This window comes from Bartonella sp. TS82HLJMH (genome assembly GCF_042193495.1).
Taxonomy (GTDB): domain Bacteria; phylum Pseudomonadota; class Alphaproteobacteria; order Rhizobiales; family Rhizobiaceae; genus Bartonella; species Bartonella grahamii.
Window position 1 is genome coordinate 15602 of sequence record NZ_JBHILU010000004.1, and the last position, 26888, is coordinate 42489.

At 37.9% G+C, this 26888-nt stretch carries 26 protein-coding genes, 1 tRNA gene and 2 pseudogenes; 8 read left to right on the forward strand and 21 right to left on the reverse strand.

Annotated features, from left to right (window positions below; all coding sequences use genetic code 11):
* Nucleotides 1–24: 24 nt before the first annotated feature.
* The 10 genes from ACFIKO_RS02755 to ACFIKO_RS02800 all read right to left on the reverse strand — a co-directional run bounded on the left by ACFIKO_RS02755 (nt 25) and on the right by ACFIKO_RS02800 (nt 6424).
* Nucleotides 25–429 carry an EexN family lipoprotein gene (locus tag ACFIKO_RS02755; RefSeq protein ID WP_375673211.1) on the reverse strand — a complete coding sequence of 135 codons (405 nt, stop codon included), beginning with the start codon at nt 427–429 and terminating at the stop codon, nt 25–27.
* Between the two features lie 294 nt (nt 430–723).
* Nucleotides 724–1125, reverse strand: coding sequence for an EexN family lipoprotein (locus ACFIKO_RS02760; RefSeq protein ID WP_375673212.1), 402 nt, complete (start codon nt 1123–1125; stop codon nt 724–726).
* A 2-nt stretch (nt 1126–1127) separates the two neighbouring features.
* Entirely contained in the window at nt 1128–1508 is a 381-nt protein-coding gene (locus ACFIKO_RS02765) for an EexN family lipoprotein (RefSeq protein ID WP_375673213.1), read from the reverse strand.
* Nucleotides 1509–1510: 2 nt separating this feature from the next.
* Nucleotides 1511–1933: an EexN family lipoprotein gene (locus ACFIKO_RS02770; RefSeq protein ID WP_375673214.1), complete on the reverse strand. Its 423-nt coding sequence runs from the start codon at nt 1931–1933 to the stop codon at nt 1511–1513.
* A 2-nt stretch (nt 1934–1935) separates the two neighbouring features.
* Nucleotides 1936–2310 (reverse strand): EexN family lipoprotein, encoded by a 375-nt coding sequence (locus tag ACFIKO_RS02775; RefSeq protein ID WP_375673215.1) that lies wholly within the window; start codon nt 2308–2310, stop codon nt 1936–1938.
* The gene (locus tag ACFIKO_RS02780) at nt 2310–2576 is read right to left on the reverse strand and encodes an EexN family lipoprotein (RefSeq protein WP_375630564.1); all 267 of its coding nucleotides are present in this window, start codon (nt 2574–2576) and stop codon (nt 2310–2312) included. Before ACFIKO_RS02780 ends, ACFIKO_RS02775 begins: the two co-directional genes overlap by 1 nt.
* 24 nt (nt 2577–2600) lie before the next feature.
* Nucleotides 2601–3374: a type IV secretion system protein gene (locus ACFIKO_RS02785; RefSeq protein WP_375673216.1), complete on the reverse strand. Its 774-nt coding sequence runs from the start codon at nt 3372–3374 to the stop codon at nt 2601–2603.
* Nucleotides 3371–5731 (reverse strand): VirB4 family type IV secretion/conjugal transfer ATPase, encoded by a 2361-nt coding sequence (locus ACFIKO_RS02790; RefSeq protein ID WP_375673217.1) that lies wholly within the window; start codon nt 5729–5731, stop codon nt 3371–3373. The genes ACFIKO_RS02785 and ACFIKO_RS02790 overlap by 4 nt, the downstream gene beginning before the upstream one ends.
* A complete protein-coding gene (locus tag ACFIKO_RS02795) occupies nt 5731–6054 on the reverse strand; it encodes a type IV secretion system protein VirB3 (protein ID WP_375617900.1) in 324 nt (107 codons plus the stop codon). The genes ACFIKO_RS02790 and ACFIKO_RS02795 overlap by 1 nt, the downstream gene beginning before the upstream one ends.
* A gap of 22 nt (nt 6055–6076) precedes the next feature.
* The gene (locus tag ACFIKO_RS02800) at nt 6077–6424 is read right to left on the reverse strand and encodes a TrbC/VirB2 family protein (protein ID WP_375673218.1); all 348 of its coding nucleotides are present in this window, start codon (nt 6422–6424) and stop codon (nt 6077–6079) included.
* A gap of 157 nt (nt 6425–6581) precedes the next feature.
* On the opposite strand from ACFIKO_RS02800, the gene ACFIKO_RS02805 reads away from it, so the two are divergent.
* Together ACFIKO_RS02805 and ACFIKO_RS02810 are read left to right on the forward strand one after the other, a co-directional pair.
* Complete coding sequence (locus ACFIKO_RS02805) at nt 6582–7310, forward strand: nuclease (protein ID WP_375619949.1); 729 nt, start codon at nt 6582–6584, stop codon at nt 7308–7310.
* Between the two features lie 780 nt (nt 7311–8090).
* The gene (locus ACFIKO_RS02810) at nt 8091–8888 is read left to right on the forward strand and encodes a helix-turn-helix domain-containing protein (protein WP_375673219.1); all 798 of its coding nucleotides are present in this window, start codon (nt 8091–8093) and stop codon (nt 8886–8888) included.
* 320 nt (nt 8889–9208) lie between these two features.
* Here the strand turns inward: ACFIKO_RS02810 and ACFIKO_RS02815 are convergent, their stop codons facing one another.
* Together ACFIKO_RS02815 and ACFIKO_RS02820 are read right to left on the reverse strand one after the other, a co-directional pair.
* Nucleotides 9209–9652, reverse strand: a complete 444-nt coding sequence (locus ACFIKO_RS02815) for a hypothetical protein (RefSeq protein ID WP_375673220.1) — start codon at nt 9650–9652, stop codon at nt 9209–9211.
* Between the two features lie 3 nt (nt 9653–9655).
* Entirely contained in the window at nt 9656–9982 is a 327-nt protein-coding gene (locus ACFIKO_RS02820) for a YqjD family protein (protein WP_375619946.1), read from the reverse strand.
* A 1008-nt stretch (nt 9983–10990) separates the two neighbouring features.
* Here ACFIKO_RS02820 and ACFIKO_RS02825 point away from each other — a divergent pair.
* Together ACFIKO_RS02825 and ACFIKO_RS02830 are read left to right on the forward strand one after the other, a co-directional pair.
* Nucleotides 10991–11875, forward strand: coding sequence for a MotA/TolQ/ExbB proton channel family protein (locus ACFIKO_RS02825; protein ID WP_375673221.1), 885 nt, complete (start codon nt 10991–10993; stop codon nt 11873–11875).
* Entirely contained in the window at nt 11872–12453 is a 582-nt protein-coding gene (locus ACFIKO_RS02830; RefSeq protein WP_375619944.1) for a biopolymer transporter ExbD, read from the forward strand. Before ACFIKO_RS02825 ends, ACFIKO_RS02830 begins: the two co-directional genes overlap by 4 nt.
* 824 nt (nt 12454–13277) lie before the next feature.
* On the opposite strand, the gene dut is transcribed toward ACFIKO_RS02830, so the two are convergent.
* The 4 genes and pseudogenes from dut to ACFIKO_RS02850 form a co-directional block, all read right to left on the reverse strand.
* On the reverse strand, nt 13278–13808 hold the full coding sequence (gene dut, locus ACFIKO_RS02835; RefSeq protein WP_375673222.1) for a dUTP diphosphatase: 531 nt from the start codon (nt 13806–13808) through the stop codon (nt 13278–13280).
* Between the two features lie 228 nt (nt 13809–14036).
* On the reverse strand, nt 14037–14846 hold the full coding sequence (locus ACFIKO_RS02840; protein ID WP_375619943.1) for a VIT1/CCC1 transporter family protein: 810 nt from the start codon (nt 14844–14846) through the stop codon (nt 14037–14039).
* A gap of 899 nt (nt 14847–15745) precedes the next feature.
* Complete coding sequence (locus tag ACFIKO_RS02845) at nt 15746–16114, reverse strand: hypothetical protein (RefSeq protein WP_375619942.1); 369 nt, start codon at nt 16112–16114, stop codon at nt 15746–15748.
* A gap of 1209 nt (nt 16115–17323) precedes the next feature.
* Nucleotides 17324–17844: pseudogene (locus tag ACFIKO_RS02850) on the reverse strand (type II toxin-antitoxin system PemK/MazF family toxin).
* A 173-nt stretch (nt 17845–18017) separates the two neighbouring features.
* Here ACFIKO_RS02850 and ACFIKO_RS02855 point away from each other — a divergent pair.
* The gene (locus ACFIKO_RS02855; protein WP_375673223.1) at nt 18018–18164 is read left to right on the forward strand and encodes a hypothetical protein; all 147 of its coding nucleotides are present in this window, start codon (nt 18018–18020) and stop codon (nt 18162–18164) included.
* Here the strand turns inward: ACFIKO_RS02855 and ACFIKO_RS02860 are convergent.
* The gene (locus tag ACFIKO_RS02860) at nt 18144–18716 is read right to left on the reverse strand and encodes a disulfide bond formation protein B (RefSeq protein ID WP_375619941.1); all 573 of its coding nucleotides are present in this window, start codon (nt 18714–18716) and stop codon (nt 18144–18146) included. The genes ACFIKO_RS02855 and ACFIKO_RS02860 overlap by 21 nt on opposite strands.
* A 12-nt stretch (nt 18717–18728) precedes the next feature.
* Nucleotides 18729–19334: a YqaA family protein gene (locus tag ACFIKO_RS02865; RefSeq protein WP_375619940.1), complete on the reverse strand. Its 606-nt coding sequence runs from the start codon at nt 19332–19334 to the stop codon at nt 18729–18731.
* Between the two features lie 221 nt (nt 19335–19555).
* On the opposite strand from ACFIKO_RS02865, the gene ACFIKO_RS02870 reads away from it, so the two are divergent.
* A tRNA-Leu gene (locus ACFIKO_RS02870) sits at nt 19556–19640 on the forward strand.
* Between the two features lie 1365 nt (nt 19641–21005).
* On the opposite strand, the gene ACFIKO_RS02875 is transcribed toward ACFIKO_RS02870, so the two are convergent.
* The 3 genes and pseudogenes from ACFIKO_RS02875 to fumC (ACFIKO_RS02885) form a co-directional block, all read right to left on the reverse strand.
* Nucleotides 21006–21896, reverse strand: a complete 891-nt coding sequence (locus ACFIKO_RS02875; RefSeq protein WP_375673224.1) for an outer membrane protein — start codon at nt 21894–21896, stop codon at nt 21006–21008.
* Between the two features lie 645 nt (nt 21897–22541).
* Nucleotides 22542–22761: pseudogene (gene fumC, locus ACFIKO_RS02880) on the reverse strand (class II fumarate hydratase); the annotation flags it as partial.
* Nucleotides 22762–23366: 605 nt separating this feature from the next.
* Nucleotides 23367–24755 carry a class II fumarate hydratase gene (gene fumC / locus ACFIKO_RS02885; RefSeq protein WP_375619938.1) on the reverse strand — a complete coding sequence of 463 codons (1389 nt, stop codon included), beginning with the start codon at nt 24753–24755 and terminating at the stop codon, nt 23367–23369.
* Between the two features lie 226 nt (nt 24756–24981).
* Between fumC (ACFIKO_RS02885) and groES the strand changes: the two genes are divergently transcribed.
* The gene (gene groES, locus ACFIKO_RS02890) at nt 24982–25278 is read left to right on the forward strand and encodes a co-chaperone GroES (RefSeq protein ID WP_005774667.1); all 297 of its coding nucleotides are present in this window, start codon (nt 24982–24984) and stop codon (nt 25276–25278) included.
* A gap of 58 nt (nt 25279–25336) precedes the next feature.
* On the forward strand, nt 25337–26888 hold a 1552-nt coding region (groL, locus tag ACFIKO_RS02895; protein ID WP_375673225.1), incomplete at its 3' end, for a chaperonin GroEL.

The window sequence follows — 26888 nt, forward strand, 5'->3', positions numbered from 1 at the left end:
AGATGCTCCGCTCTTCATTATGTCTTAATGGTTATTTTGTTGTTCTTCTGCCGCGCGCTCTTTTGCTCTTCGTTCTTCCTCAGCACGTCGCTTTGCTCTTTGTTCTTCTAATTTTTTTTTAGTGTTAGCTTCCATTTTTTGAAGTCTGGCTCTCATTTCAGCTTCAAATTTTTCATCTAGTTTGCGATTGTTCTCTTCCGCTTGACGCTCTCTTTCTGCTGCTTTTGCTTCATATTCTTTTTGAAGTTCTAAAAATGCTAACCGCATGTTTTCACAATTTTTTGAAGTTCCTGCAAATCCACATCTGGCATCCCACTCGAAGCGTAAATTTTTATCTTTTTTAAATTCTGCGACGCTATAGGTTTTTTCACAGCCAGCAGCGATAATTCCAGTGCCAAGTAGCAATGTTGTTATGAGAACTTTATTCATCAATATTTCCCCTTCTTTCTTTCAGTTTTACAAGGTTTGAGCACAATCTTTAAATTATGCTTGTGTTATCGGTTTTTTATAACCAGTGATGATAAATCTAGGGCAGCGACATAATCTTGCCATAAATCTATTGTATAGTCTGTAAGGTTCTTTAAGTTGAGCAGCTAAAGCGCAATAGATGTTATCCATTGTTTTTGTAATGGGCTCCATCAACATATTGTCGATATAAGAAAATATGCCTTTGGTTATTATTGCCATTTAGATGCTCCACTCTTCATTGTATATTTTTATAATTTAATTGTTATTTTGTTCTTCTGCCGCGCGCTCTTTCGCTCTTCGTTCTTCCTCAGCACGCTCTTTTGCTCTTTGTTCAGCAAGGAATTTTTGATTCTCTTCTCTCATTTTTTTAATTCTGGCTCTCATTTCAGCTTTCAATTTTTCCATTGATTTGCGATTTTCTTCGTCAATTTTACGACTTCTTTCTGCTGCTTTTGCTTCATATTCTTTCTGAAGTTCTAAAAATGCTAACCGCATGTTTTCACAATTTTTTGAAGTTCCTGCAAATCCACATTTCGCATCCCACTCTAGGCGTAATTTTTCATCTTTTTTAAATTCTGCGACGCTATAGGTCTTTTCACATCCAGCTGTGATGAGCCCTGTGCAAAGTAGCAATGTTGTTATGAGAACTTTATTCATGATTAATGACTGTCCTGTTGTTGTTCAGCTCGTTCTTTTGCTTCTTGTTCGGCTTTAGCTCGTTCTTTTGCTTCTTTTTCGGCTTTCCATTTTTCATGTTCAGCTTTTTGTTTGTCCATAAGTTCATCCATCGCTTTGTTGAAGCGCTCTGCCGCTTTCCGGCTTCTTTCTTCAGCTTTGGCTTCATATTCTTTTTCAAGTTCTAAAAATGCTAACCGCATGTTTTCACAATTTTTTGAAGTTCCTGCAAATCCACATTTCGCATCCCACTCTAGGCGTAATTTTTCATCTTTTTTAAATTCTGCAACGCTATAGGTTTTTTCACATCCAGCAGCGATAATTCCAGTGCCAAGCAGCAATGTTGTTATGAGAACTTTATTCATGATTAATGGGTGTCCTGTTGTTGTTTAGCTTTAGCGCGCTCTTCTGCTTCTCTCTTGGCTTGTTCTTTTGCTTTTTCTTCAGCTCTTCTTTTTTCCATTTCAGCTTCGGTTTTTTCTAGTTCAGCTTGCATTCTTTTATGTCTAGCTTCCATTTTGGCTCGAAATCTTTCCATCGCTTTACGATCTTCTTCTTCGCGTTCACGCGCTCTTTCTTCAGCTTTTGCTTCATATTCCTTTTCAAGTTCAAGTTGTGCTAATCTTAGGTTTTCACAATTTTTTGAAGTTCCTGCAAATCCACATTTAGCATCCCACTCTAAGCGTAATTTTTCATCTTTTTTAAATTCAGCGACGCTATAGGTTTTTTCACATCCAGCTGTGATGAGCCCTGTGCAAAGCAGCAATGTTGTTATGAGAACTTTATTCATGATTAATGACTGTCCTGTTGTTGTTTAGCGCGCTCTTCTGCTTCTCGTTCGGCTTGTTCTTTTGCTTTTTGTTCAGCTCGGAATTTTTCATTCTCAGCTCTCATTTTTTCAATCCAAGCTTTTTGTTTAGCTTTAAATTCTTCATCTAGTTTGCGATTATGTTCTTCAGCTTTTTTCCGGCGTTCCTTTTCAAGTTCTAAAGCTGCTACTCTTAGGTTTTCACAATTTTTTGAAGTTCCTGACCATCCACATCTTGCTCCCCATTCTTCCATCAAATTTTTATCTTTTTTAAATTCTGCGACGCTGTAAGTTTTTTCACATCCAGCTGTGATGAGCCCTGTGCAAAGTAGCAATGTTGTTATGAGAACTTTATTCATTATTTATTGTCCTGTTTCTTTTCAGATTCTTGTTTATCGTCATTTGTCGAGCCAAAGCCTCTCCAATTTTTACGGGTTTCAAATTCAGCTTGCTCTGCATTTTTACAATTTTTCGAATTCAAATCCCCTGACGTCAAACATTTCACTAATACTTCTTCCATCAGTTTTTTATTTTTTTTAAGTTCTTCTACGCTGTAGGTTTTTTCACAACCAGCCGTGATCAGCCCTGTGCAAAGTAGCAATGTTGTTATGATGATCTTGTTCATATTCAAGCCCCTCTTTTTTACTCTTTATTGACCACGCATTTTTTGGGCTAAAGCTTTGGTTCGTGCTTTAAATTCTTCTATTTCACGTCTTTCTGCCGCTTTTTCTTCTGCTTGTTGAATCATCATGGCGGCTTGCATTTGGAGTATTTTTGTTTGGAGGTCTGCTTGTACCGCTGCTAATTGTGCTTGAATGCCTTGAATTTTACCCGCATCTTCAGTACTTCCAAGTTCGTCAAGGAGCTTGGTAATGTTTTTTTGTGTTTCACTGGCTTCTTCGTAGACGTCTTGTCCTTTGGCTGCTTGTCCTACTACGCGCTGTTCGGCTTTTTTCACTTCTTGTGCGTAAAAAGCATCTACTGCCTCTTTTGAGTCTGCGCCCCCCGCGGGCTCTTTGTATTTAAGCTCTTCTTGCCATTTTTGCGTGTTTTTGCTGCCGCCACCGCCACCGCCACCACCGCCGCCGCCGCCCATCGATTGTTGAAAGTGGTTAAAATCAAAAGGGAGGGCGCCACTGTTCCCTTGCTTGTTAAACATGTCTTTCAATCCCGAAATGTCAGGCTTGACATTTAAGGAGTTATATAATTGTTTCGCTTGATCGAGTTGGCTCTTTAATTGGTCAAGCTGTTGTTTGCCTTGTTGAATTTGTTCTTGCAATTTGTTAAGTTGTTGTGTGCCTTGCTGGACTTGTTTCATTATTTGTCCAACAGCCGCGGGATCATATACCATGATAGCAAAGGCATTTGTTTGAAAGCCAAATGAAGCTGCACAGACGGCTGTTGCCAATAAAAGTTTTTTCATTGTTTTGACCTTTCTTGAAAAATAGGAAGCCATTTTTCTGGAGATTGTCCAACTTCATCCATAATGGTCTCTAGGAGTTCAATATTCTTGGTGGTGCCACTTAAAATGGCTATTTCATCATCAAAGCCCCGTAAATTCAGTTCTGCTACAACTGAACTTTGTCCTTGTTTGATGAGAAAACGCCGTGACTCACGGCTTAATTCTGATTGTATCAGGTTAAACTCTCTGTCCGATAATTTAAAACCTTCTACATAATCCCCATGATTGCCCTTTTGATTGGGAAAATAAATCTGTGTGGGGCATTGCTCTATAATGGTGTGAGCAATGGTCGAATTAATCGCATCTTTGGGAGATTGTGTCGCAAACAACATCAAACCATTTTGTTTACGAATAGTTTTCAGCCTGTCTTGCGCAAAGGCTTTAAAGGAATCATCCTCTAAGGCTTTCCAAAACTCATCAATGACAATGATAATACGACGTCCATCAATCAGAGACAAAATCCTATGAAAAAGATACATCATTAAAGGTGGACGAATTTCATCATTGTCTAAAAAATCCGTCATGTCATAACCAATAAATTTTGCATCAATGCCAATGTCGTCATCAGGATTGTCAAAAACCCACCCTAAGGCATTGCCTTTACACCATCTTTCTAAACGACCCGATATCCCCTCTCTATGCGTGGTATCAAAAAACATTTGTAAGGCAGAGATCGTCCGTTGTTCTTTTGGTAACAAGGCAAGCTGGTCAACAGCCGCCGTGATATCTTGTCTTTCTGATTCACTGATCTTTTGATCTTCAGACGAAACAAGCTTTATAATCCATTGGCGTAAAAAAACTCTATCTGCTGGATTGTTATAGTCTAAGCCTTTTAGCGGTGCTATGCCTGTCGGTCTACCATTCTTCAAGGGCATATAAGTGCCGCCACCCGCTCTGACAAAAAGTTCTGCACCCCGATCTTTGTCAAAAAAGACCATATTGGGATCATGCTTTTGAAGTTGTGCTAAAAGAAAATTGACAATAACCGTTTTCCCAGAACCAGAGGGACCACAAACAAATGTATTGCCTAAATCACCAAAGTGAAAGTTAAAATAAAACGGTGAACCAGCAGAGGTTTTCATCAAGGCTACCGCTGGTCCCCACACATTGCCATCTATTTTTCCAACCGGAAAAGAATGAAAAGGAGAAAGCGCTGCATAATTGCGGCTTGTTATTGCACCAGAGCGGGTGCGATAAGCATAATTGCCAGGCAATTGTGCCCACCAAGCCGCCGCTAACCCTAAATCTTCCCGCGCAATCACAGCCCCACCATCTGTAAGACGAGAACGCGCTTTGGCAAGATTATCCGCTAATTCTTGCGGCGTATCAGCAAAAACTGCCAATGATAAATGATGTTCCCCTAAAACAAAACGATTGGATTCAAGATCATCAAGCGCATCATCCAGCTCCATAATTTGTGAGCCCGCACGGTCTCCTGCATTGACCATTTGGTTTTGTTTGCGCCCCATAATCTGCTTGGCAATGTTTTTGCTCTTGAAAACAAAAGATTGGGTGAAAATAAACTCAAAGGGAAGCGTGAGCAAACCATCCGCCATGCCTACCCTGGTTTTTGCTGGATATTCTTTCCAACCAAACATGCCCGCAAACCGCTGTCCTGCCTCGGTGCGTATTTCTATGATCTCTTTCCCAAAAATGAGACGGTCTGAATAAACAGTTGAAGCTATCGTCCCCCATGTGAGAGGGATACGTTCACGACGACCTCCCACCAATTGGTGGATAAACTCACTTTGCTGCGAATAAATATTACCTTCATGTTCATAAAGGCTCAGTCTTTTTGCACCATAGCGCTCTAAATTTTGAATAAGATCTGTTGTAATATCTTCAAGCTTGCGAATGGATTCTGCATCAACTTCTGTCTTTTCTTGCTTGGCTTTGCCTAAACGTTTGAAAAACTCCACTAATTTATCCGTTTGATCAACGTGTGGATTCCACAAAATTGAAAGATAAAGATCATTGCGATAAAGCTCCTGTGAAACCATCCGCTCGCGATATTTATCATCTAATTGCTTGGCAAATGCCGATCTGAAAGTCCCATCCGGATAAACAGTTTCACGCTTTCTGATAATATGGCTATAAAGCGCTATCCGTTCATCCGCTATGTTTTTAAACAGATTGTTGAGCTGTTCGTGAAGCACATTCAGATCAATAATATCCGCTGTCTCAAAGTTAATGCCTTCAAGTTTAATAACGGACATGAGAGCGCGTGAATCCAGCGCAATGATGTGTTTATTGACATGGCGCACGTAAGGAATGATCGCCTCTGGCTGCTTTTCACGTTTGCGCTCTGTTCTATTCATTATAATTCCTCATAATTACGAATTAATCGTAATGGAGAAATACTTCCCCCACCCCATAGACTCGAATTTCTGGCAAAAATAGATGTCTTTTGCCATGTCAGAAGAATACGAAATTTGTTATGGTCATGCTTTAGGATTTCCTTGAATATGAAATGCAGCATCACACCAAAGGTTAGAAGAAAAATATTGCCTGCCATAATGAACAATATCATCGTTCCTATCCCATTTAATCCCATAGCTTCCACCGTCACGCCTGCAATCATTGCAGGGCGCGTGCAAGCAAGAAATAACGTATCTTCTGTTAGCTTATCGTGCTCTTTCATGGCTTTGAAAGACAAAGTTTAATTAGGAAAGCATTGATACGATTTGCGATGCACCCATAACAATGCCGATGCCAACACAAACAAAAAAAGCTTTACGCATTTCAACATAACCAGCAATCCATGCAAGCCCAATACCAGCAACCGCAATCGTCGCAATCGATTTTGCAATGTTTCCTGTTAAAGCTTCAATTATTTTTTTAAGCGCATCGTCAACTTTTCCAAAGTCGCCTGCTGCAAATGCTGGTTCACTCAGTGCGATGAAGGCAATAAACAGCATCAATGCTGCTGTTAACCATTTCTTTTGTGTGTTGGATAGAGTAGTTTTTGGTAAGGTATGTTCATTAATGAACGAATTATTCATGTTTTTCATGAAAATTCCCCCGCTTTATGTTTAAGTTGATCATAAAATTAATATTCAAAATATTAATCAGGAATCATATAAATGAAAAAAATAAATTTTTCTATCGATAAATTAACAATATTTAATCTTTTATTAATTAATAAACAAAAATATACTAATATTCAAAATGATACTTTTAAAATATCTTAGAACAGCGTCTAAATATATTGTCTTAATTTATATTATTATTTTGGGATACTTTTATTTCAGTCAACATACTGAAAAAATTATGCAAAATTATTTTTTTAAAGTGCCAGAAAAGACAATAGAAAACCCTGTTCAAAATCCGAAGTCACAATTGATAGATTATGCAAACCAACAAAATGTTGTGTTGTATCCAAAACCATTCGCATCACAATTTTATGAAGAAAATGTGCCGGTCTATTCAGGTGCTATACAGGTAACAAGTGGTGTGACCTTTAAAATGATTACGCTTGTGGATGATGGATGGAGAAAAAAGATCATTCGTGATATTCGATTATATGGTGTGGAAAGCTGTGAAATGAGGCAATTTGCCTCACGCAACGGCGTTAAGTGGCCATGCGGTGCTTTTGTTACTGCTTGGCTTGTTTCAAAAACAATCGATAAAAAGGTTACTTGTCGGCAAGCACGTGTCATTCAACAGGTTCATTATGCACAATGTTTTGTGGATGGGGTTGATCTGGCACGTTTGGGGCTTGCAGAAGGGTTGATGGTGTTGACAAAAGATCAGCATAATTTCCCATCTCCAGCAGACTATAAAACTCTACAATCTGCTGCTCAAAAAGCACAAAATGGCTTATGGTCGAGCAAATTTCAACAACCAGAAGATTGGCGAAGAGACAATGGCAGTTATAATCCCATTGACCATTATTGATAAAGCGTTCTCTCAAGCACTATTTAAAAATCAAGACAATATTCCACTACGAACTTTATCAGAAAAAAGTTAATCATAATCCACACAGGATTTGGTGGACAACTCTCTTCAGTAAAAATTGTTGTGTTTAAAACTTGCTTACTCATATAAGTTGTTCACTACAGCGCTATGTAAGAGCGCGTTCCCTTGGCGATATGTTATTTCGTTTTGCTTTTTAAATGAAAGGCTTTCTGCCTCTCAAACTATTAATAATCGCACCCCAATCATGACATCAGATCTGCGTTTATCAGAGGACTATCAAGCCTTTGGGGGAGAGGCAAGGGAACTTTGTAAAAGTACATCATGAGGCGCACGTGCCCTTGACCAATAGCCAAAAGGCTTGTCTTGTCCTTTTCATGCAGCTTTAAAATCATGATTAAAGAGAAAACTTATAAGGGGTATAAATAGCAGTTTATAGGTATCATAGGTGTTAATCGAAAAAACTAGAAAGAAGATTGCAAACCCTCGTTTTATCGTGTTGAATATTTTTGCATCGCTTTGATCTTGACACGCTTTTTTCGAGCTATGAGTCGTTTCAAATAGAGGGAAGTATAATGGCAAAAAAATAAAAACTCAACTGCGTCAAAAGAAGGGTTTCTAAATACCTGTACGGTAAATTAATACCAATAATCATAAAATATTCTCAGTTTGATTTATCGTGATGCATTCTGCAAGAGAAATTTTGTGGAAAAAGGGTATTTTTAACATTTTTTTTGCCTCTGTTATGAGGTTAAAACAATTATGGTTAACAAAATATCTGGCAGAAAATTAACTTCAAAGTACTGGGAATATATAAAAATTGCTGATAATACTGATATTGGACACATTAGTAGAAGCCAACTTCTTTTTCTTGTACAAGACTTACCAGTAACTGATCTTATCAAAGGAACAGAAGCCCATTTATTAGCTAAACTTTTGAATACTGTACCCGTTGCGCATTTTGAAAAAGGTAAACTTCCAATAGTTTTTAAAAGCAACCATCAAATTGGTCTGGAAATTGGTTGTACGTCTGTTCATGTAAGTAGATTACTTTCACGCCTTTTTGATAAAGGTCTTATTGTGATGCGGGATTCTGGTAACTTTAAACGCTATAGTTTTAATTCTGCTAATTATGTACCAATTGCTTGTGGTATTGACCTTAGCATTTTAATCGCGCGTTACCATGAACTTAAGCACTCTATTTTAACGATTAAAGAAGAAAAGAAACATCATGATATGGTTGTTAGGACCTTTTGTGGTGTTTGTCGTCGATTGCAGCTTCGTATCGAAGAGATAAAATTTACATCTATTGCTTCAATGTTTTTAAATCGTATGAATAAAATTAAATCTGTTCTTGGGTCCCCTTTTAAAGCGTCTACCTTTAAATTGGAAAAAGCTATTAAGCTTTTTAATCGGCTCTTAGATCGTTTATTTTTTACAAAAATGTTATGCACAAATAACAAAAATGTTATGCAATTACATAATACAATCCCTAACTATGATTGTAATTGTAACAAAAATGAGTATTCAGAAAAATCTGAACACAACTCAAAATACTAACATGACCTTCGGTCATGAAAAAAGGCTTATGAAAAAATAGAGAAAAGCAAAACCCAATCATCATTTTCTTCAAAATACACTGCATTTCTTCCAATCAAACTAGAATTTTTAACGCAAGCTTTGCCTCATGTTGCTATGTTCATGAAACATGGATTGCAATCTGAAAGAGATTTAATCTGATCCATGGAATTTTTAGCGAAAATAAAGGAGATTTCTTTTCAGGCACTTGAAGAAGCTAAAGAGACTATGAGAAAAAATGTGCTTTCTTTTGCTATAAAAGAAAGCACATCGGGGGGATTAGAGCGACAGCTTTACATATTCTACTCTGAAAAGCGGTCCTTTTTATCTTTTTTCCACAGAAAATAAGTTACAAGTCCGAGAATGGGAACTCTCAATTTGGCAAAAGGGAAATGTTGACTGAGAGCTGCAAGGCTGGAAACGGTCGCATCTGTCATTATTTTTTGGCGTTGTTCTTCTGTCTTTTTTTGTTGGTCATAGCGTTGGTAAGCCTTGAGAACACGACTGATAATAAGACCTAATCCTGCAAGAGAAAGACAAATTAAAAACATGATACTAGCGGCGGCAAGAGGATTCATAACAGAACATAACGCAATAAAAACGGTGATACATAAAAAAAGCAAAGACATGAAGAATGAAATGCCAATAAATCCACAGCAAATTGCTTGAAGGCGTACTTGCTTGACAGTGCTTTTAAGCCCTCCACCGACAAGATGGTTTAAAAGAGGAGTGATAAACTTATGCATTGCTTAACGACGCAGTAGTTGAGAAAGAATAAAACCAACCCCTGCGGCAAACAAAACACTTTTGCCAGGATTTTTACGAACGCATTGATTTATGGTTTGTTCAAGATCACTGATTTTGTCTTTTGCTTGAGATATCATGTCTTCACCACTTTCTTTCGCGGAGTGATATAGTTTTTCCGCTTTGTCTTTGGCGGCGTTAAATTTGTTTGCACCAAGATCTGTCAGGGTTGAGGTAATCCCTGAAATTTCAGTGCGTAACTTTTCTAATTGTCCTTGTAGGTCTTTTTCTACGACTGTTTTATTATGTTGTGTTGTTTTGTTCTGGGCCATGATATTTTTTCCCTCTCTTGATTCATTATATTTGTATTGGTGTGTTCATAGTGATCATTTGCATTGGAGTGAAAATTTTCACTGCTTGAGTAACGCCAAAAGTTTTTTTTGGTTCCTTTTATTTTGTCGAATTTAAGATTGTTTTTGATAAAACAAATCTTTCCTATACGATAGGCAATACCCGTAAAGGATCGCATCCGTTGAAAATTGTTTTATGCTTTTTCAGGAATTTAACACCATTCTTCAGTTTCTTGTGGCGCAGTTTTTTATAATAGTTTTTTGAAAGCGTGTTGAGGCTTGTTTTTTAGGTTTGTGACAGATAAAAACATAGTTGTTGTGCTTTGCGGCAGAAGTAATGTCATTTTTATGCTTTTGCAGAAGAAAAAGAAAATAATATTGCTGTTCTTTACTCTCTATATATTTGGCGGATAAACGAGCACTCCCATTATACTTTATATTTTTGATAAGTTTAAGATATTGCGATAATTATTTTTTTTAAATGTAAGGTATAATTTTATTTTGGGATAGGAGGTACTTCAGTGCACTGGTTGTTAGAGATGTGCATATCCTTTTCTTCAAGAGTTTTATGATATTTTTGCTGTTTATCCTATGCAAGTAAATATTTTGTTGGGTTTAAAAGAGCCGCTGAAATGAGAGAAGCTTTGCGATATGAGGGATTCATTCAACAGAAACGATGATAAATTATTCTTATAAATTAAAATATTATATGCAATACTTCTTGCGAGTCTATCATTTTGCCAAATTTATGCAATAAATTGATTGTTTAAGATCAACTTGTTGAATTGTTAGAGAAAAATTTCTTGAGTGATTTCTTTAGAATAAGAGAGAGCTTGTGGAATAAAACTATACTTGATTTATCAAGTTTGCTTTCTTAAGAGGAATGCGAAAATGACGTTAAAAGGGTAGTAGCATTGTGGAACAGTGATGCTATGCGGGATGACGATCCAGCTCATAAAAAAGATAAGACCACAAGAATGTGAGATAGAAATGGAATCTGAAACAGTACCTTTAGATAATATGTCTGCTGTATTGACAGCGCATGATTTTTCTCCTTTTTCTATGTTTATGGCTGCTGATTGGGTGGTGAAAGCCGTTATCATTATTTTATTACTTGCTTCTCTTATATCTTGGACAATTGCTTTTGTGAAAATTATTGAGATCACTTTGGCAAAACGAAGAGTGCGTCATGAACTTCAATTGGTTCTTAATGCTCAGACTCTTACACGTTTGGCAGCTAGCTTGAAAGAAAGCAAAGGGGCTGGTGTGTTTTTTCTCAAAGAAGTCCTTAAAGAGGTGTATCTTTCTACACAACAGGTTCATTTTTCTGCTCCTGAAGGAATAAATAAAAGCTCTGAGGAAAGAACCAGTACAAGGGAAAGTGCACAAACGCTTGAAGACATTCTCTTTTATGAGAAGAGTAATCAATATGAAGATGTTTCCCGTGATGTTCGCGATGCTAAGGCTCGCGATGTTCATGAAGGTTTAAAAGAAAGGGTTCATTCGCTTTTGTCACGCTGCTTGTTGGCTGCTACACGCCGTGTTGCATGTGGAAGCGCTGTTCTTGCAACCATTGGTGCAATTGCTCCCTTTGTTGGTCTTTTTGCAACTGTTTGGGGCATTATGAATTCTTTTATTGGGATTGCTCAGTCTCAAACAACGCGACTTGATGTGGTTGCTCCCGGGATTGCTGAAGCTTTATTCGCAACGGCTATTGGGCTTTTTGTAGCTATTCCCGCCGTTGTTATGTATAATAGCCTTATGCGTGCTTTGAATGGTTATCGCAATGATTTAGGCGATATCGCTGCGGCTCTTGAAAGGCTCTTGAGCCGTGAACTTGATAAACAAAGACAACAGAAAAGTCATAAAAAATGAAAGCAAGCCTTAATAATGATTGGGATACAGACGAGAGTGGGTTGCAAAGCGAAATCAATGTGACCCCTTTTATTGATGTTGTATTGGTGTTGCTTATTGTTTTTATGGTTGCTGCACCTTTGGCAACATCTGTCATTCCCGTTCAGCTTCCTTCTATAACTCAAGGACCTTCAGTGGTTCAGTCTGATGAACCTCTTTATGTTACTTTGCAAAAAGATCGTTCTCTTTACATTGGTGATCATCTTGTAGAACAGGTAGCTTTGAGAGAAGCTTTGTTGAGAGAAACTACGCAAAATTTAGAGACAAAAATTTTAATCAAAGCTGATAGTGAAATTGATTATGGTACTGTCATCGATTTATTAAATCAAATACGCATGGCTGGATATAATAAAATCGGTCTTGTAGGATTGCAAAGCTCTACCAATCTTACCTCAAGAGGTGTGATCAATAATAAAACCACAGGGGTAGCGGATGCTACTGTCGATGGAGTGGGTGGTAACATTGTGGGGCATGTGGATGTCATAAAAACCGGCACTGCGGTAAACGCTAATATTTCAGGAGTTGCTTCTGACCAGTGATAAAAAACAGCCTTTGTTGCAGGAAGCAAAGCTATATTACTCAAAGTCGTAGAGTGAAATTGATTATGGTACTGTCATCGATTTATTAAACCAAATACGCATGGGGTTCATATATTGAATCGGTTTTTAGGATTAAGCTCTACTCATCTTGCCTCAAGAGGTGCGATTAAGAAAAACAGCAGGGGCGGTTGTTATGTGTCTTAATACATCTTAAAGCCCTTTTTGCGACGGTGTTCATAAATAGTATAACGGTAAAGCTTCCGTAAAATAATAAAAAATCTATTGAACCTCATTATCGTTATGCTTAATAAAAGAGCAAGCGAGCACCCTTATAGTATTTATACTTTCCCCCAATGTTATGACAGTACTTAGTACAAGTATTCATTATAGGTATTTTTTCAGTTTTTATCTACATGCTAGCTACGTTTGGAATGTGAGAGAAATGCTTTTGATTGATGTAATATAAATAGATTTGCAATGAAAGAATCTTACAGTATTGAGTTTTCTCATTTAAGTTGCAAGACAATTAATTATTATAAATCAAAATGATGTATAGATTGTAGACATTACAAGCGGTGTGTGGGCTCCCAATGGTTAATGCCAATGTTTTTGTTATGGGGGAGGGGTGTACGGTGATAACGAAGTTTTGTATAGCGCAAGAAACGTAATTGAGAGATGATTGTTTAGAGGTGTGTTTAGTAAAAAACTTTGAAAACAAATGCGCACCCATCCTGCACTTTGAAAAGCTCGAAGGAGTTTCCGTGAAAGAGTCGTTAGAATAAGCGAGTATTATATTTTGAGAAGAGCGATTTTTTCAGAGCTTCTTAAGTATGCCCCGTTGAACCAAAACCTCCTGTTCCACGGCTTTCGACATGGTTTTGAGTATTTTGCTCTGATTCAATGGCGCAAACATTGACTTGGGATACGGGGGCGATGACTGTTTGGGCAATGCGCATTCCCCGTTGGATGGAAAAATCTTCTTGTCCTAAATTGATAAGAAGGACTTTGACTTCACCACGGTAATCACTATCAATTGTTCCTGGAGTGTTGAGGCATGTGATGCCGTGTTTTAAGGCTAAACCAGAGCGTGGACGTATTTGTGCTTCAAACCCACGTGATAAATGAAAAATGAGACCTGTTGGAATAAGTGCTCGCTGCCCAGGGGCAAGAACAAGCATTTCTTCTTCTCCAATTGCTGCACGTAGATCAAGACCCGCAGAACCAGCCGTTGCGTAATGAGGAAGTTCTAAGCCTTGTCCGTGTGCAAGACGCTGAACAAATAAAGTCACGGGATGTGAAGATTGAGAAGAGACAGGGTGGTTGTTTAGAGGAGCGTTGGTTTCAGTGTGCGACATGATCAAGGTATTTCCAAAATATGAGGTCTAGAAAGAAATGATACTTTAACAAAAGATATCCATAAAACCAAGTCGATAAAGGTTTGTTGATACAGATTGTCTCCAGAGCTTGCTGATCTAGAATATTCCAAAGCACCATCTAACACCATTAATGGCATCATTATTGATGGCTTATACCTAGGAACATGCGCTTATTTGAGATCTAAATTATGTTCACAGATAAGATTTCTAGATACTACCGATAAGAATACCCGTGGCAAAAACCAAAGCACCACCAATGATAACCTGTAAAGAGGCGCGCCAAAAGGGCGTTGACATGAATTTGTTTTGGATCCAGACGATTGCGCCTAGTTCGAAAAAAACAATGATAAAAGCAATAACTGTCGCTACATAAAAAGAATTGATCAAATAGGGAAGAGTATGACCTAATCCTCCTAATGTTGTCATAATGCCGCTGGCAAGACCTCTTTTTAACGGTGAACCGCGCCCTGATAATTTGCCGTCATCGTGGGCTGCTTCTGTGAAACCCATTGAAAGTCCCGCACCAATTGAAGCTGAGAGCCCTATCAAAAAAGTTTGATGCGTGTCTCCCGTGGCAAAAGCTGCCGCAAAAATGGGGGCAAGGGTAGAGACAGAGCCATCCATTAACCCTGCAAGACCTGGTTGAATCCAAGTCAAAAGCGTTTGTCTTTGCGCTTTCGAAGGTTTTTTTACGGTGTTATTTGCTGCTGTTGTTTTTGGGGAAGGATGGCTGCTTTTGCTTTTTACAAGAGATGTTCGGTCACATAATGAACCGATAGTGTTTGCACGATTATGGCAAGTAAGGCACAAAAGTTCCTTATAATTTTTAAGCTCGTGGATGCTCATGGCGGTAAAAATTGCAGCTTCCTTAGAGGAATAAGGTTCTAGAGCTTTTGCATATTTTAAATAGAGCGCTGCATGTTGCTCTTTTACTTTGAGCGCTTGAAGTATCATCTTTTGTGCTGAACGAAAGAACAGAGCTTTACGTTGTACAAATGAAAAAAACAATTTCAACATTTTCTGTTCCTCTGCACTTTAGAATAATTCTAAAACATAAGAAAAATAAATCGAAAGTCAATCTAAAAGTTAAAAACTGACAAATTACAAAAAGGTTGCACTGAGAAAAAAGAGTGCTGAGAAATCAAGAAAGCAAAGGAGATTTATCAAGAATAATGGTCACATGAAAGAAATGATTGCGTGAAAAAATTAAGAGACAATGTGCTTTATTTTGCTAAAGGGGCGTTTCAATGAAGTGTTTCAATGTATTGTGCTAGAGAATGTGGGGAAAGGAATAAGTTGGCACCGTCATTCATTTGATGCGTTCAAAATACTGTAACAGTTCTTGGAATTTGAATTCTTTAAAAGAGACCTTTTTCAAGGGACAAAAGCCCATTTCGCGAGGGGGGCCCGTGAAGAGTATAAAAGGGTAGAGCGACAAAATTTCCATGAAATAATATAAATTCCATTGGGTCTTCTTAATCTTTACGCTTCATAAAAGAGCAAGCCAGCATCATCATACACCTTAGCTCCCAGTGTTGCGCCACTCATCGCGCTTGTGGAGGTGTAAGCCAGTATTCTTATGATATTTACGTGCATTTAGAGTTGTTACAGCTTTTGCATTTAGGTGGATTTGTTAGCGTGTAACGAATTATCTTTAGTACTGTAATTTCAGGGGCAGGTTTAAGGGTGGAAGTACATAAATGAGAGAGAGATATTATCATATCAAACAGTGTTCAATTTATTGCATTGCATTTGTGTGAATATAGCTGATCAAATTTTATTTATCATGTGGAGTGGGGAAAAGTTAACAGTATTAATTGAATATAAAAAAACATAAACTGTAATCTGAATTACAGTTTATGTTTTTAAGTATTAAATAAGCTTACTGTTTAAACTGTATTTAAGTGAAACGTTGTTTAAACGAGCATCCACGCACTGTCCGCAAGAGCATCAAATGCTTTTTGACCCGGTGTACGATAGGGAGGCCGCTTTTTAGAAAATAACCATGAAAAATACGCAATAAGACCCCAAAGTGCTGCTGCAAATCCCATCGACATTCCTACCTTTATAACACCTTCTTTAACATCTTGTTCAGTGCTTTGTGTTGAAATATGATCCATAACCATATCAATAGCTTTAAAAAATTTATTTTCTTTTGACACTGTAGAAGAAAAACTAGAATCTTGAGAATGACTATTCAAATAGTAAGCATTAGCTTCCAGAATCTGTGAAAAGAAAAAGGCTATTGTAACAATATATAACGCGATTTTTTGAAATATTTTCATTATAATGATCCCAATTTAAAATATTTAATCAAAAAAGTTTTTTCATTACACTTTCTAAACAAAACAAAAAAAGCACCATGGCATCCCGCGATGCATAATTTCATTATGTTTTTAATGTGCTGTTAATACAAAGTGTTTAATTACACATTTTGTATTATATTTGGGTAATTTCCATAGTTTATTGATTCTGTCAACTTTTCAATTTTGGTTTTTAACTTAAATTATAAACTATAATTTTTTTGTTAATTTAGAAATAAATTTAAATTATATTATTGTTTTTATTATATTTATTGTATCATCTGTTTTGGTAAGTCGTAAACGCAATTCTATATTATTAAAGGAGATATTTTAAATAAACAAAATGTAGTTTTTTGTGGTGTAAATGACATATGTTCTGTATAAATTTTGATGCAATTTTTAAGATATATTGCGGTGTGAAGTAATCGTTTTATGTTATCTCGTAAAAACACTATTTTGCGGTGTGGTGATATAAGTTCTGTGTTCAGCGTTATAGTTACCAATCGGTTATCATATGGTAAGTAAACTAATATTATTCAGATTACGTAAGCATTGTTAGCTCTCTTTACAAAAATTGATGCGTTCAAAGATGAATGGAGTATTCTGTTTAGTCTTAAAGCGCTTGAATCATTAAATGCTCTTTACTATTTTTTCTTTTCAAATATGCTGGCTTTTTCATCCGTATTGAGGGACGTAAATAAACAAGTTGTGAGAGGTCGAATATCTTTTGGTAAATTGAGCGATTGAACACTTCAATAGCGTGAAGAACAGGGGATTATTTGTTATGCCAAATTATGAAAAAATTTTTTCAATCTTGGAAAGATATTCCCATTGCGGCAAATCATATAAAGTTTAAGCAACGGCAGCACGATTTTTTGTGCAATGAAATGATAAGTATGTACAACATCTCGGTAATCTCCATGGGAAACTTTACCGGATCAACAGTACGGATAGTGTCTTCCGCTTACCCCAAATCGCAGATATTTCAAAACAACAACGGTGGAGAATGAATGTTGGATATGTTCTAGGGAAGGTTGTAAAAAATGGCTAAAAAGTTTTTAAAAAAATACCAACAATGACGAAAGGAGCGGTTGCCCACTCCTTCGTTCCTATCTCTCCTTTCGGGGAAGCGGCCACCATTACTGATGCCGTATATGGTGATACATATACGCTTATTTTTTTTCTCAAAAATCAATAGTGTAAATGCGGTAAATGTTTGAGCATTAGAGCTACAACTTTATGAAAATCTTCGCTGGATAATCTTGGAACAGTACGTGAGCAACTTAAACGACTTACAGAAACTGTTGTGACATAATTGCAGATAATCCATGCTTTTTTATTCTCTATGGGAGATTGTATTGGATACGCAGCGGGATTATTGGGTTGTGATTTCGTTAAAAAGGTAAAACTGTCACATTTCTAATTTTGCATTCTTAGAAAGCACTAAAACAGGCCGCTTTTTCCCAAAATTCAGGGAGTATCGAATCATGAGGAAAATCGCACCAAAAAACTTGCCTGATGCGTGGTGCCGATTTGATTCGTGGTTTTATATGAGGTGGTTTTTTGTAAGGAGCATTTAAATCTCTTTCTCTTATATGCTCGCGCCATGCATTATAATCATGTTTCATCATAACACATGGTTCTTCAAGTTTGGTTATATCTAAGGAAATAGGTGATAGGGTAGAAGGCGCTGTGTTCTTATCTTCAGCCATAGCAGACCATTTATATTTATCGGTCCTTTCACTTAATTATTTTACGGCTTTTCTATCACGAGTTTTTATCAAAATGTTGTTCATAAGTACAGAGAGGTGAAACCATAAAATGGATATATCTGCTTATTTTTGTCTTTTGCGTACAACGCTAGAGGAGGGATGTTGGTGACTAGTTGGTGTTGGTGGGTTGGTTTGGCGGTGGGTGGTTTTGGGGGATGATTGGTGATAGGTGGGTTGTTGGTTATAGGGGGACGCGATTGGAGAGAACGAGTGCACGCGGTCTCGTTTCTATTTTATGGTTAGAGTTTTTTATTGCTTGAAAGGAGCCCTTTTGAGGCAACATAAAAACTGATAAGCATGTAAAATAGGCTAGCAACGACATTCCAACCGGCAAATGAAAGAAAAAGAAAGCGTGCGGATGCTTCAGAACAAGAAGGGGGATGAATGTTGTTTAATTGGTTAAGAAGCTGGTTAATGTCTGAGGTTTTTCTCACTGCGCTTAAACCACAACTGAGGGGAGCTGTCCAAAAGCCATATTCAACACCTGCATGATAAATGGCTAAAACAAGGCTTATACACATTAAGACAAAAACACACAAAAATAAAAGTTGTATCCAAGCAGACATGCGAAAAAACCATGCCCCAAAACCTGCTAAGAGCAAAAATGGTATGGCACCATAATAGGGAAAACGCTCTATGAGGCATAAATCGCAAGGAAGATACCCTCCAAAATATTCAAAACCAAGGGCAAGACCTATTGTAGCGGACAAGCAAAAAGCGAGAAAAAAAGCCCATAAACTTTGTTCTTTTCTGCTGGGTTCAAGATGAAGGTGCTTGTATAAAAGTGGGTGATAAGACAAAACGCATGCCATTAAGTCTGTTCCTTATAAAAGCTTTTTGTTTAAAAAAACTATGAAAATCCCATAAATTAAAACGAGGCTAACACAACCAATGAGAATAATCCATTTGAAATTCTGTACTAGAAAATTCATTGCTTTTTGCCCAAAATGTTTAATCAGCCATGCGAGAAGATAAAAACGAGCGCCTCTAGAAAAAATACAAATAAGAATGAAAAGTTCAAGACGTACACTCATTACACCGGCCAAAATTGTGACAATCTTGATGGGGGGAAGATGAAAAAAACCTGATGTTATCAGTAAAATGACTAGAAATTGCAGGGTTGCACTATTTTTCAGAGATTCAAAACTTTCAACCTTACCATAAATTTCTAAAATGGGTTTGGCAAGAGTATCATAGGCAAAATGTCCGATAAACCAACCGGCAATGCCTCCTAATACAGAACAGGTAGTCGCAATCAAAGCATAGCGATAAACCCGCTTTTGATGGATAAGCAGCATCGGAATATATAAAACATCTATGGGAATTGGAAAAACAGAACTTTCAATAAAGGCAATGAAACCAAGCCAGTGTGGTGCTGTACGCCGATTTGCTAAAGAAATCGTCCAAAGCTTTAATTTGTTTAATATCATGAAGCTTTCTATAAATTTAAGAGGTAAAGACTTTACAAATGAGATTGTTATAAATCCGGTAGAGAAATCCAATAAAGAAAATATTTCATAAAACAGATAAGAAAATGATATGAATTCTTAAAAAATGAGAAGTCTGCTGTTGACGAATCTGTGCTTCTTCATATAGTGCAAAGGAATAATCGACAAGTCTGTATTTTAAGTCCTGTCTTTTGTAGCAATGTGCGGGTGTGGTGGAACTGGTAGACGCGCCAGACTCAAAATCTGGTTCCGAGAGGAGTGTCGGTTCGAGTCCGACCACCCGCACCATTTCTAATATTTTCCTTTATCCTGTTATGGCGCATCACGTCGATTTATAAGACATGTGGGATTGGTAAAACAGCGTTCAATGTTTTGCATGTTGAATGAAAAACATTTAATACCGTAGGACTCTCTCATTTTAAGTCTGTTTATTTTAAGTTTATTTATAGTAAATTAACCAAAATCATGTCTCTTGTACATTGCAAGTTGGATGAGCTCGCGTGGAATGAAATTTTACAAAAAATGAATAAAAATGCCTCTTATGAACGGTTTCAAGGGCATCATTGAGGGTAAAGTCTATGGTGGACGGTGTGCCAGTTTTCACTTTTATGAAGTGTAAAGATGGTGCTCTATAGATTTTATATTCTTGTGGGCGTTGTTGCAAAATGGGCTTGAGGATTTTGAGAGATGTTTCTTTAAAACACGCATGTGAATTGGTAACCCAAGTGTCTTGGATTTGAGAGTGTTTGGGATTTGAGAGTGTTTGGGATTTGAGTGTGTTTGGTTTGGAGCGCTGTCGTATGACATGAGGGGCGTGATCCCAAAAAGATCCGTGAGAAACACCAGCATGAGGCAATGCGTAATCTCCTTTTTTTAAAAGATAGAGCTTTAGAGGCTTTTGAAAGTCGTAAAAACCGAAGTAAAAGGAAATGATAAGGTTGGAAATTGGTTTTTTACCTTGACAATTTCATATTCTCTCCAAATGAAGCTGTCTCCCCGTTACAGAAATTACACAAACAGAGAACCGCAATATCCTCTCTCTACTCTGGTATACAATAGCTGTAAACACTGTCATTTGAAGTGTGGTCATATAGGGTCTTTAAACTTCTTTGAAACGTTACAGTATTTTTTTCAGTGTGTGTTGGATATTCTTAAGAGTGTTTATTTTGCTTTAGGTTTAAGGGCATTTCATGGGGAGGCACCAAGAGGAGGAGCCCGCCCCAAGAGCCCTCAAGAGTCGTTGTGTTCTTACAAACGGACATGATTTTAGAAATAGGTTTTTAGAATCTTGATTCTTCGAGAGTGGGGAGGACAAGTCAACATCATCCTATAAAACTGCAATTGATGCACAATATCCATAGTTATTTTAAAGAAATATCTCTTAATAACTGCTCTCATTTATTTTACGATGGCGTATTTTACGATGGCGCCCAGTGGTATGATGGTAAAGCTTTTATATTCCAAATGTATTACATGAAAGGGGGAGAGAGGATAGGAGCTTGCTTTAAAAGAGGGAGAGGCTTTATTGTTTCATGATTATTTATTTACAGTTTAGTCTTGGTTTTTAGAATCTACGTCTTTTTAGGGGGAAAGGGGCGTTAAAAAACCCCGTTTTTAACAGGGCTTTTAATAGTTCAACTTTTCTTACAGAACTTAGAATTTATAAGCGATACCAAAGCGAAAATCATGCGTTTGAGAAGAGATTTTAAGGTCATCGTTTGCAAATTTCTTTTTCAAAAAATCTGAATAACGATATTCTGTACGCATGATGATATGATCTGTCATTGCAAGATCAAAACCACCACCAACAGTGTAACCAAACATTGTTTCTGTCTTATCTAACACATTGCCAGAAGCAAAAACTGTCGAATCTTCTTGCGATTTTGATAAAAGTGACATGATATATTGCATTTGTGTATAGGCTACACCCCCTGCAATATAAGGCATAAGACGATGGGAGGCAAAACCAATACGCGCACGCGCAGCACCAGACCATTTTTCTTTCAATGTTACACTGCTGACAACAATGTCACCATAGTTGGGTATCGTTTCATCCTGAGCTGCAGGTTTTATGATGGGGATCCCAGCTTCTTTAAAGGCAATGTTAATAGAGTCTAATTCATCTAGAATTTTCTTTCCATTGTCTGTTTGGGTGCTTTCCCTCCCAGACCAGACTATGTCTGTATCAAAACCAAAAACGAGGTTTTCTCCCAGATCAATATTAGAACCTGCATACAAACTTGCTCTCAATCCTGATGGTTTCGGTGATAAATTTCTATCAACCCAAGCCCACTTTCCCTCCTTGGCTTCTTGTGCGTAATTTAGAGTATTTTTACTGGAAAAATATCCAATTTGTCCTCCAATATAAAAACCAGACCAAGAAAAAGGCGCAGAAACAGTAACCGGTGAGATATGTGATGATGAATCACTTTGCAACGAAACTTTCGGCTTTGATTGCTCAAAGATTACCGTATCTGCTGCTTGCGCTGTTGAAGCGGTAATGAAAGTGAAAATAGATAGTGTAATTAAACATTTTGTTTTCATAAAAAACGTCCCCAATTTATTTCAGACACAAAGCGTATTATACATAAATTGGTTAAAGAAATCTATAGTTAATATCATTATGAAAACCAAAATACGCATAAAATCTATAATTACCCATATTTAAGCGTTTTCAAATTTGTTTTCGTGCTATTATTTCGTGTTTGTCTTAATTTTTCAGGATTTTTAATATACTCTTTCAGTGTTCTCTGTGTTTTAGAAAAAACTATAGTATAATAAATAAGATTTTGATTTGTTTAAAAAACACTGTTTTGTGTATATAAAAAAATACTATTTGTTTTTTAGTGTTAAATATATTGTCTATAATGATTGATATCATTGTGCTTAATATTCAATTGATATTTAAAAAAATACATATTGGTACTATCACATTCTTTGCTCGTTTCTGATATTGCGTAGCTTTGTATTGCGATAGCCTTTTGAGCACTTGAGAGGATGAGCGACTTTATTTCTTTATTTCTTTTTTTATCTATATGCCACTTTTGCTTATGACAATCCAAGCGAATAGTTTTGATTGATTGAATGGCATACGAAGAATAAGAAGGAGCAAAGTGCGAGAATTTAAAGTTTCATGAGGTTTCTCATGCACTACGTAAAACGATAAATTCTCCTTTTCGTTCGCTTAAAGCCGGAACGTGGATGAGAGCCTAAAAACTGAATGTCGTTGGCAATTTTAAAGAGATTAGCGCGTGCACCCAGATTTTTGTGGAAATGGGTGAGGGTGCCATGATGGGTAAATGCCTCAAATTTCTTGCGAGCTGTCAAGGATATCTCCGTCAGAGAGCTGATTGTTTCAGTAAAGGCCAAAACCTTTCGGTGCATTGAGTTTTTCAACAGCTGTTTCTCCATTGAGCACTTCTATCTTCACGCTTTATAAAAGAGACATCTCTTAATGCTCCCAAACCCATTTCACGACGGTGGCTCGTGAATGGTATAACGATAAAGTCATTGAGCTACCCTATCTTTACGCTTCATAAAGGAGCAAGCCGGCAGGCAGCATCATTATATTTGCCAGCTCGTGGATGTTGTGACAGCCCCTTGGCAGTTGTGACAGCCCCTTGGCAGTTGTGACAGCCCCTTGGCAGTTGAGGCGGTTCATTAGAGGCGTTTTTAGTCCTTTCTTATCTTATACAATTTCTATTCACACATTCATATCGCCACACATTCATCCCGCTTGTGATGTGCAAGTAAGTAATTTTTATTGATTCAATATGGGACAGGCTTAAAATGAGAAAATCTTACGATATTCAGGATTCTCATTCAATATGGATAATACTAGATTATCATTATAAATAAACACATTATCTCATTGAGACAAGAGTAGAAATGTGGACCAGATCCTAAAATGAACGCCGTGGGCTATCGTTATCGGTCATCATCGGGGTGCTTACACCCCGATCTTTTGACAGAAAGATTTGTTTTAAGACGTTTGCATCTTTTTTAGTGGGTTGTTTATTGGGGAGCAATCATCTTTTTGGGATCAACCAGCCGGTCATAATCAGCTCCAGAAACGCCAGCTTTTAATGCTTCTGCGCGCAAAGTTGTATCATTTTTATGCGCTGCTTTGGCAATTTCAGCAGCTTTTTCATAGCCAATTTCTGGTGCAAGAGCTGTCACTAACATAAGAGAGCGTTCCATGAGAGAGTGAATGTGAACGCGATTGGCTCGTAATCCTTGAATGCAATGCATATCAAAAGAACGCATACAATCACCAAGAAGTGTAATTGATTGTAAAACATTATAACCAATAACAGGTTTATAAACGTTGAGTTCGAAATGTCCTTGGCTTGCGGCAAATGTTACACTGGTATGGTTGCCAAAAACTTGGCATGCGACCATGGTTAAGGCTTCACATTGCGTGGGGTTGACTTTTCCGGGCATAATAGAAGATCCGGGTTCATTTTCGGGAAGACTGAGTTCCCCTAAACCTGAACGTGGTCCTGAGCCTAAAAACCGAATGTCATTAGCAATTTTAAACAGATCAGCAGCGAGAGCATTCAAGCTTCCGTGGAAATGCGCAAGGGCTCCATGATGGGCAAGTGCTTCAAATTTATTGCTGGCAGTTTGAAACGTTATTCCTGTAAAAGCGCTCACTGTTTGCGCAAAAGCAATGTCAAAACCTTTTGGCGCATTTAGTCCTGTACCAACAGCCGTGCCACCTTGAGCAAGCATGTGGACATCGGCTAGAGCATTTTCAATGCGCTGAAGACTGGCTTCTAATGCGGCACGATAGCCTGAAAATTCTTGCCCTAAGGTTAAAGGCGTTGCATCTTGGGTATGGGTGCGGCCGATTTTAATGATGTCTGCAAATTCTTGCTCTTTTTGTTTTAATGTAGCAATAAGAGCTTCAAGGATTGGCAGTAAGTGTTGGCGTGTTTGCAACGTGGTGGCAATGTGAAGCGCTGTGGGAAAGGAATCGTTCGATGATTGACTCATATTGACATGGTCATTGGGATGAACTGGTTTTTTGCTTCCAAGTTTTCCTCCCAAAATCTTACTAGCACGATTAGCAATGACTTCATTGACATTCATATTGCTTTGTGTGCCAGAACCTGTTTGCCAGACGGAGAGCGGGAAATGCGTATCAAAGTCGCCGGCAAGCACTTCATCGGCGGCGGCAATAATTGCTTTTCCAATATTTTCTGGTAGTTTTCCTTTATCCATATTTACAACAGCTGCAGCTTTTTTGATAAGGACTAAGGCATAGATGATGGCAAGAGGCTGCTTTTCACTACCAATATTAAAATTATGCAGAGAACGTTCAGTTTGTGCGCCCCAATAACGATCTTGACGTACCGAAATCGTTCCAAAGCTATCCGTTTCCTGACGTGTTTCAACCATGATAAGATCCTTTTTTGTTCACGGGTTCTTAAAAAAGCTAAATAACGCGAAAGTGCAATAAGAGGCAAGACTTTGAAGCTTCATTTAGAAAAATTATTTTATGGCTATTCTTGACATTAAGAGATGCCGATTTTATATCTAACTCATACTAGCACTCATAGCTTGAGAGTGCTAGCAAGAACTTTTAAGATTAATGCAATTATGTTCAGTTTTAAGGATTTAAAACATGGCTAATATACAATTCCGCCCACTTCACGACCGTGTCGTTGTCCGTCGGGTTGAATCTGAAAATAAAACGGCTGGTGGGATTATCATTCCTGATACAGCAAAAGAAAAACCTCAAGAAGGCGAAGTGATTGCTGTTGGCAATGGCGCTCTCGATGATAACGGAAAGCGTGTGCCTTTAGAAGTCAAAACAGGAGACCGTATCCTGTTTGGAAAATGGTCTGGAACTGAAGTCAAGATCAATGGGGAAGACCTCCTCATCATGAAAGAGTCTGACATTATGGGAATTATGGGCTAATTAAAGCGCTTAATTTTTCATTGTGTACTATTTTGAAAAAACTCCAAGGAGAAATTAAATGGCTGCTAAAGAAGTCAAATTTGGCCGTGAAGCGCGTGAGCGTCTGTTGCGCGGTGTCGACATCCTTGCTAATGCTGTTAAGGTGACACTCGGCCCTAAAGGTCGTAATGTGGTGATTGATAAATCATTCGGTGCGCCTCGCATCACAAAAGATGGTGTATCCGTTGCAAAGGAAATTGAACTTGAAGATAAGTTCGAAAATATGGGTGCACAAATGTTGCGCGAAGTTGCTTCTAAAACCAATGATATCGCTGGTGATGGAACAACAACAGCAACTGTTTTAGGACAAGCTATTGTGCAAGAAGGTGTTAAAGCTGTTGCTGCGGGCATGAACCCGATGGATCTTAAACGTGGGATTGATGCTGCTGTGGATGAAGTGGTGGCAAACCTCTTCAAAAAAGCAAAAAAAATCCAAACATCAGCAGAAATTGCACAAGTAGGAACCATTTCTGCTAATGGCGCTGCTGAAATCGGTAAAATGATCGCTGATGCTATGGAAAAAGTGGGCAATGAAGGCGTCATTACCGTGGAAGAGGCTAAAACCGCTGAAACGGAATTAGAAGTCGTTGAGGGAATGCAATTTGACCGTGGATATCTTTCCCCTTATTTTGTCACAAATGCTGAGAAAATGGTCGCTGATCTTGATGATCCTTACATTCTCATTCACGAAAAGAAATTGTCTAATTTGCAATCTCTTCTTCCTGTGCTTGAAGCTGTTGTGCAATCTGGAAAACCACTTCTCATTATCGCTGAAGATGTCGAAGGTGAAGCTTTGGCAACGCTCGTGGTCAACAAGTTGCGTGGTGGTTTGAAAATTGCTGCTGTAAAAGCACCTGGATTTGGTGATCGCCGTAAAGCAATGTTAGAGGATATCGCAATCTTGACATCCGGACAGGTTATTTCTGAAGATGTGGGCATTAAACTTGAAAATGTCACTTTGGATATGCTTGGTCGTGCGAAGAAAGTGAATATTTCTAAAGAAAATACCACCATTATTGATGGTGCTGGACAAAAGTCTGAAATTACTGCTCGCGTCAATCAAATCAAGGCTCAGATCGAAGAAACAACTTCTGACTATGACCGTGAGAAATTGCAAGAAAGACTTGCTAAACTCGCTGGTGGTGTAGCTGTTATCCGCGTGGGTGGTGCAACAGAAGTTGAAGTGAAAGAAAAGAAAGACCGTGTTGATGATGCTTTGAATGCAACACGTGCTGCTGTTGAAGAAGGTATTGTTGCTGGTGGTGGTACCGCATTGTTGCGTGCAGCAAATGCGTTGACTGTTAAGGGAAGTAATCCTGACCAAGAAGCTGGTATTCATATCGTTCGCCGTGCTCTCCAGGCGCCAGCACGTCAAATCGCAACCAATGCTGGTGAAGAAGCCGCTATTATTGTGGGCAAAGTGCTGGAAAATAATGCTGACACTTATGGTTACAATACCGCAACCGGTGAATTTGGTGATTTGATTGCTTTGGGAATTGTTGATCCAGTGAAAGTTGTGCGTTCTGCTCTCCAGAATGCGGCTTCAATTGCTAGCTTGCTGATTACAACAG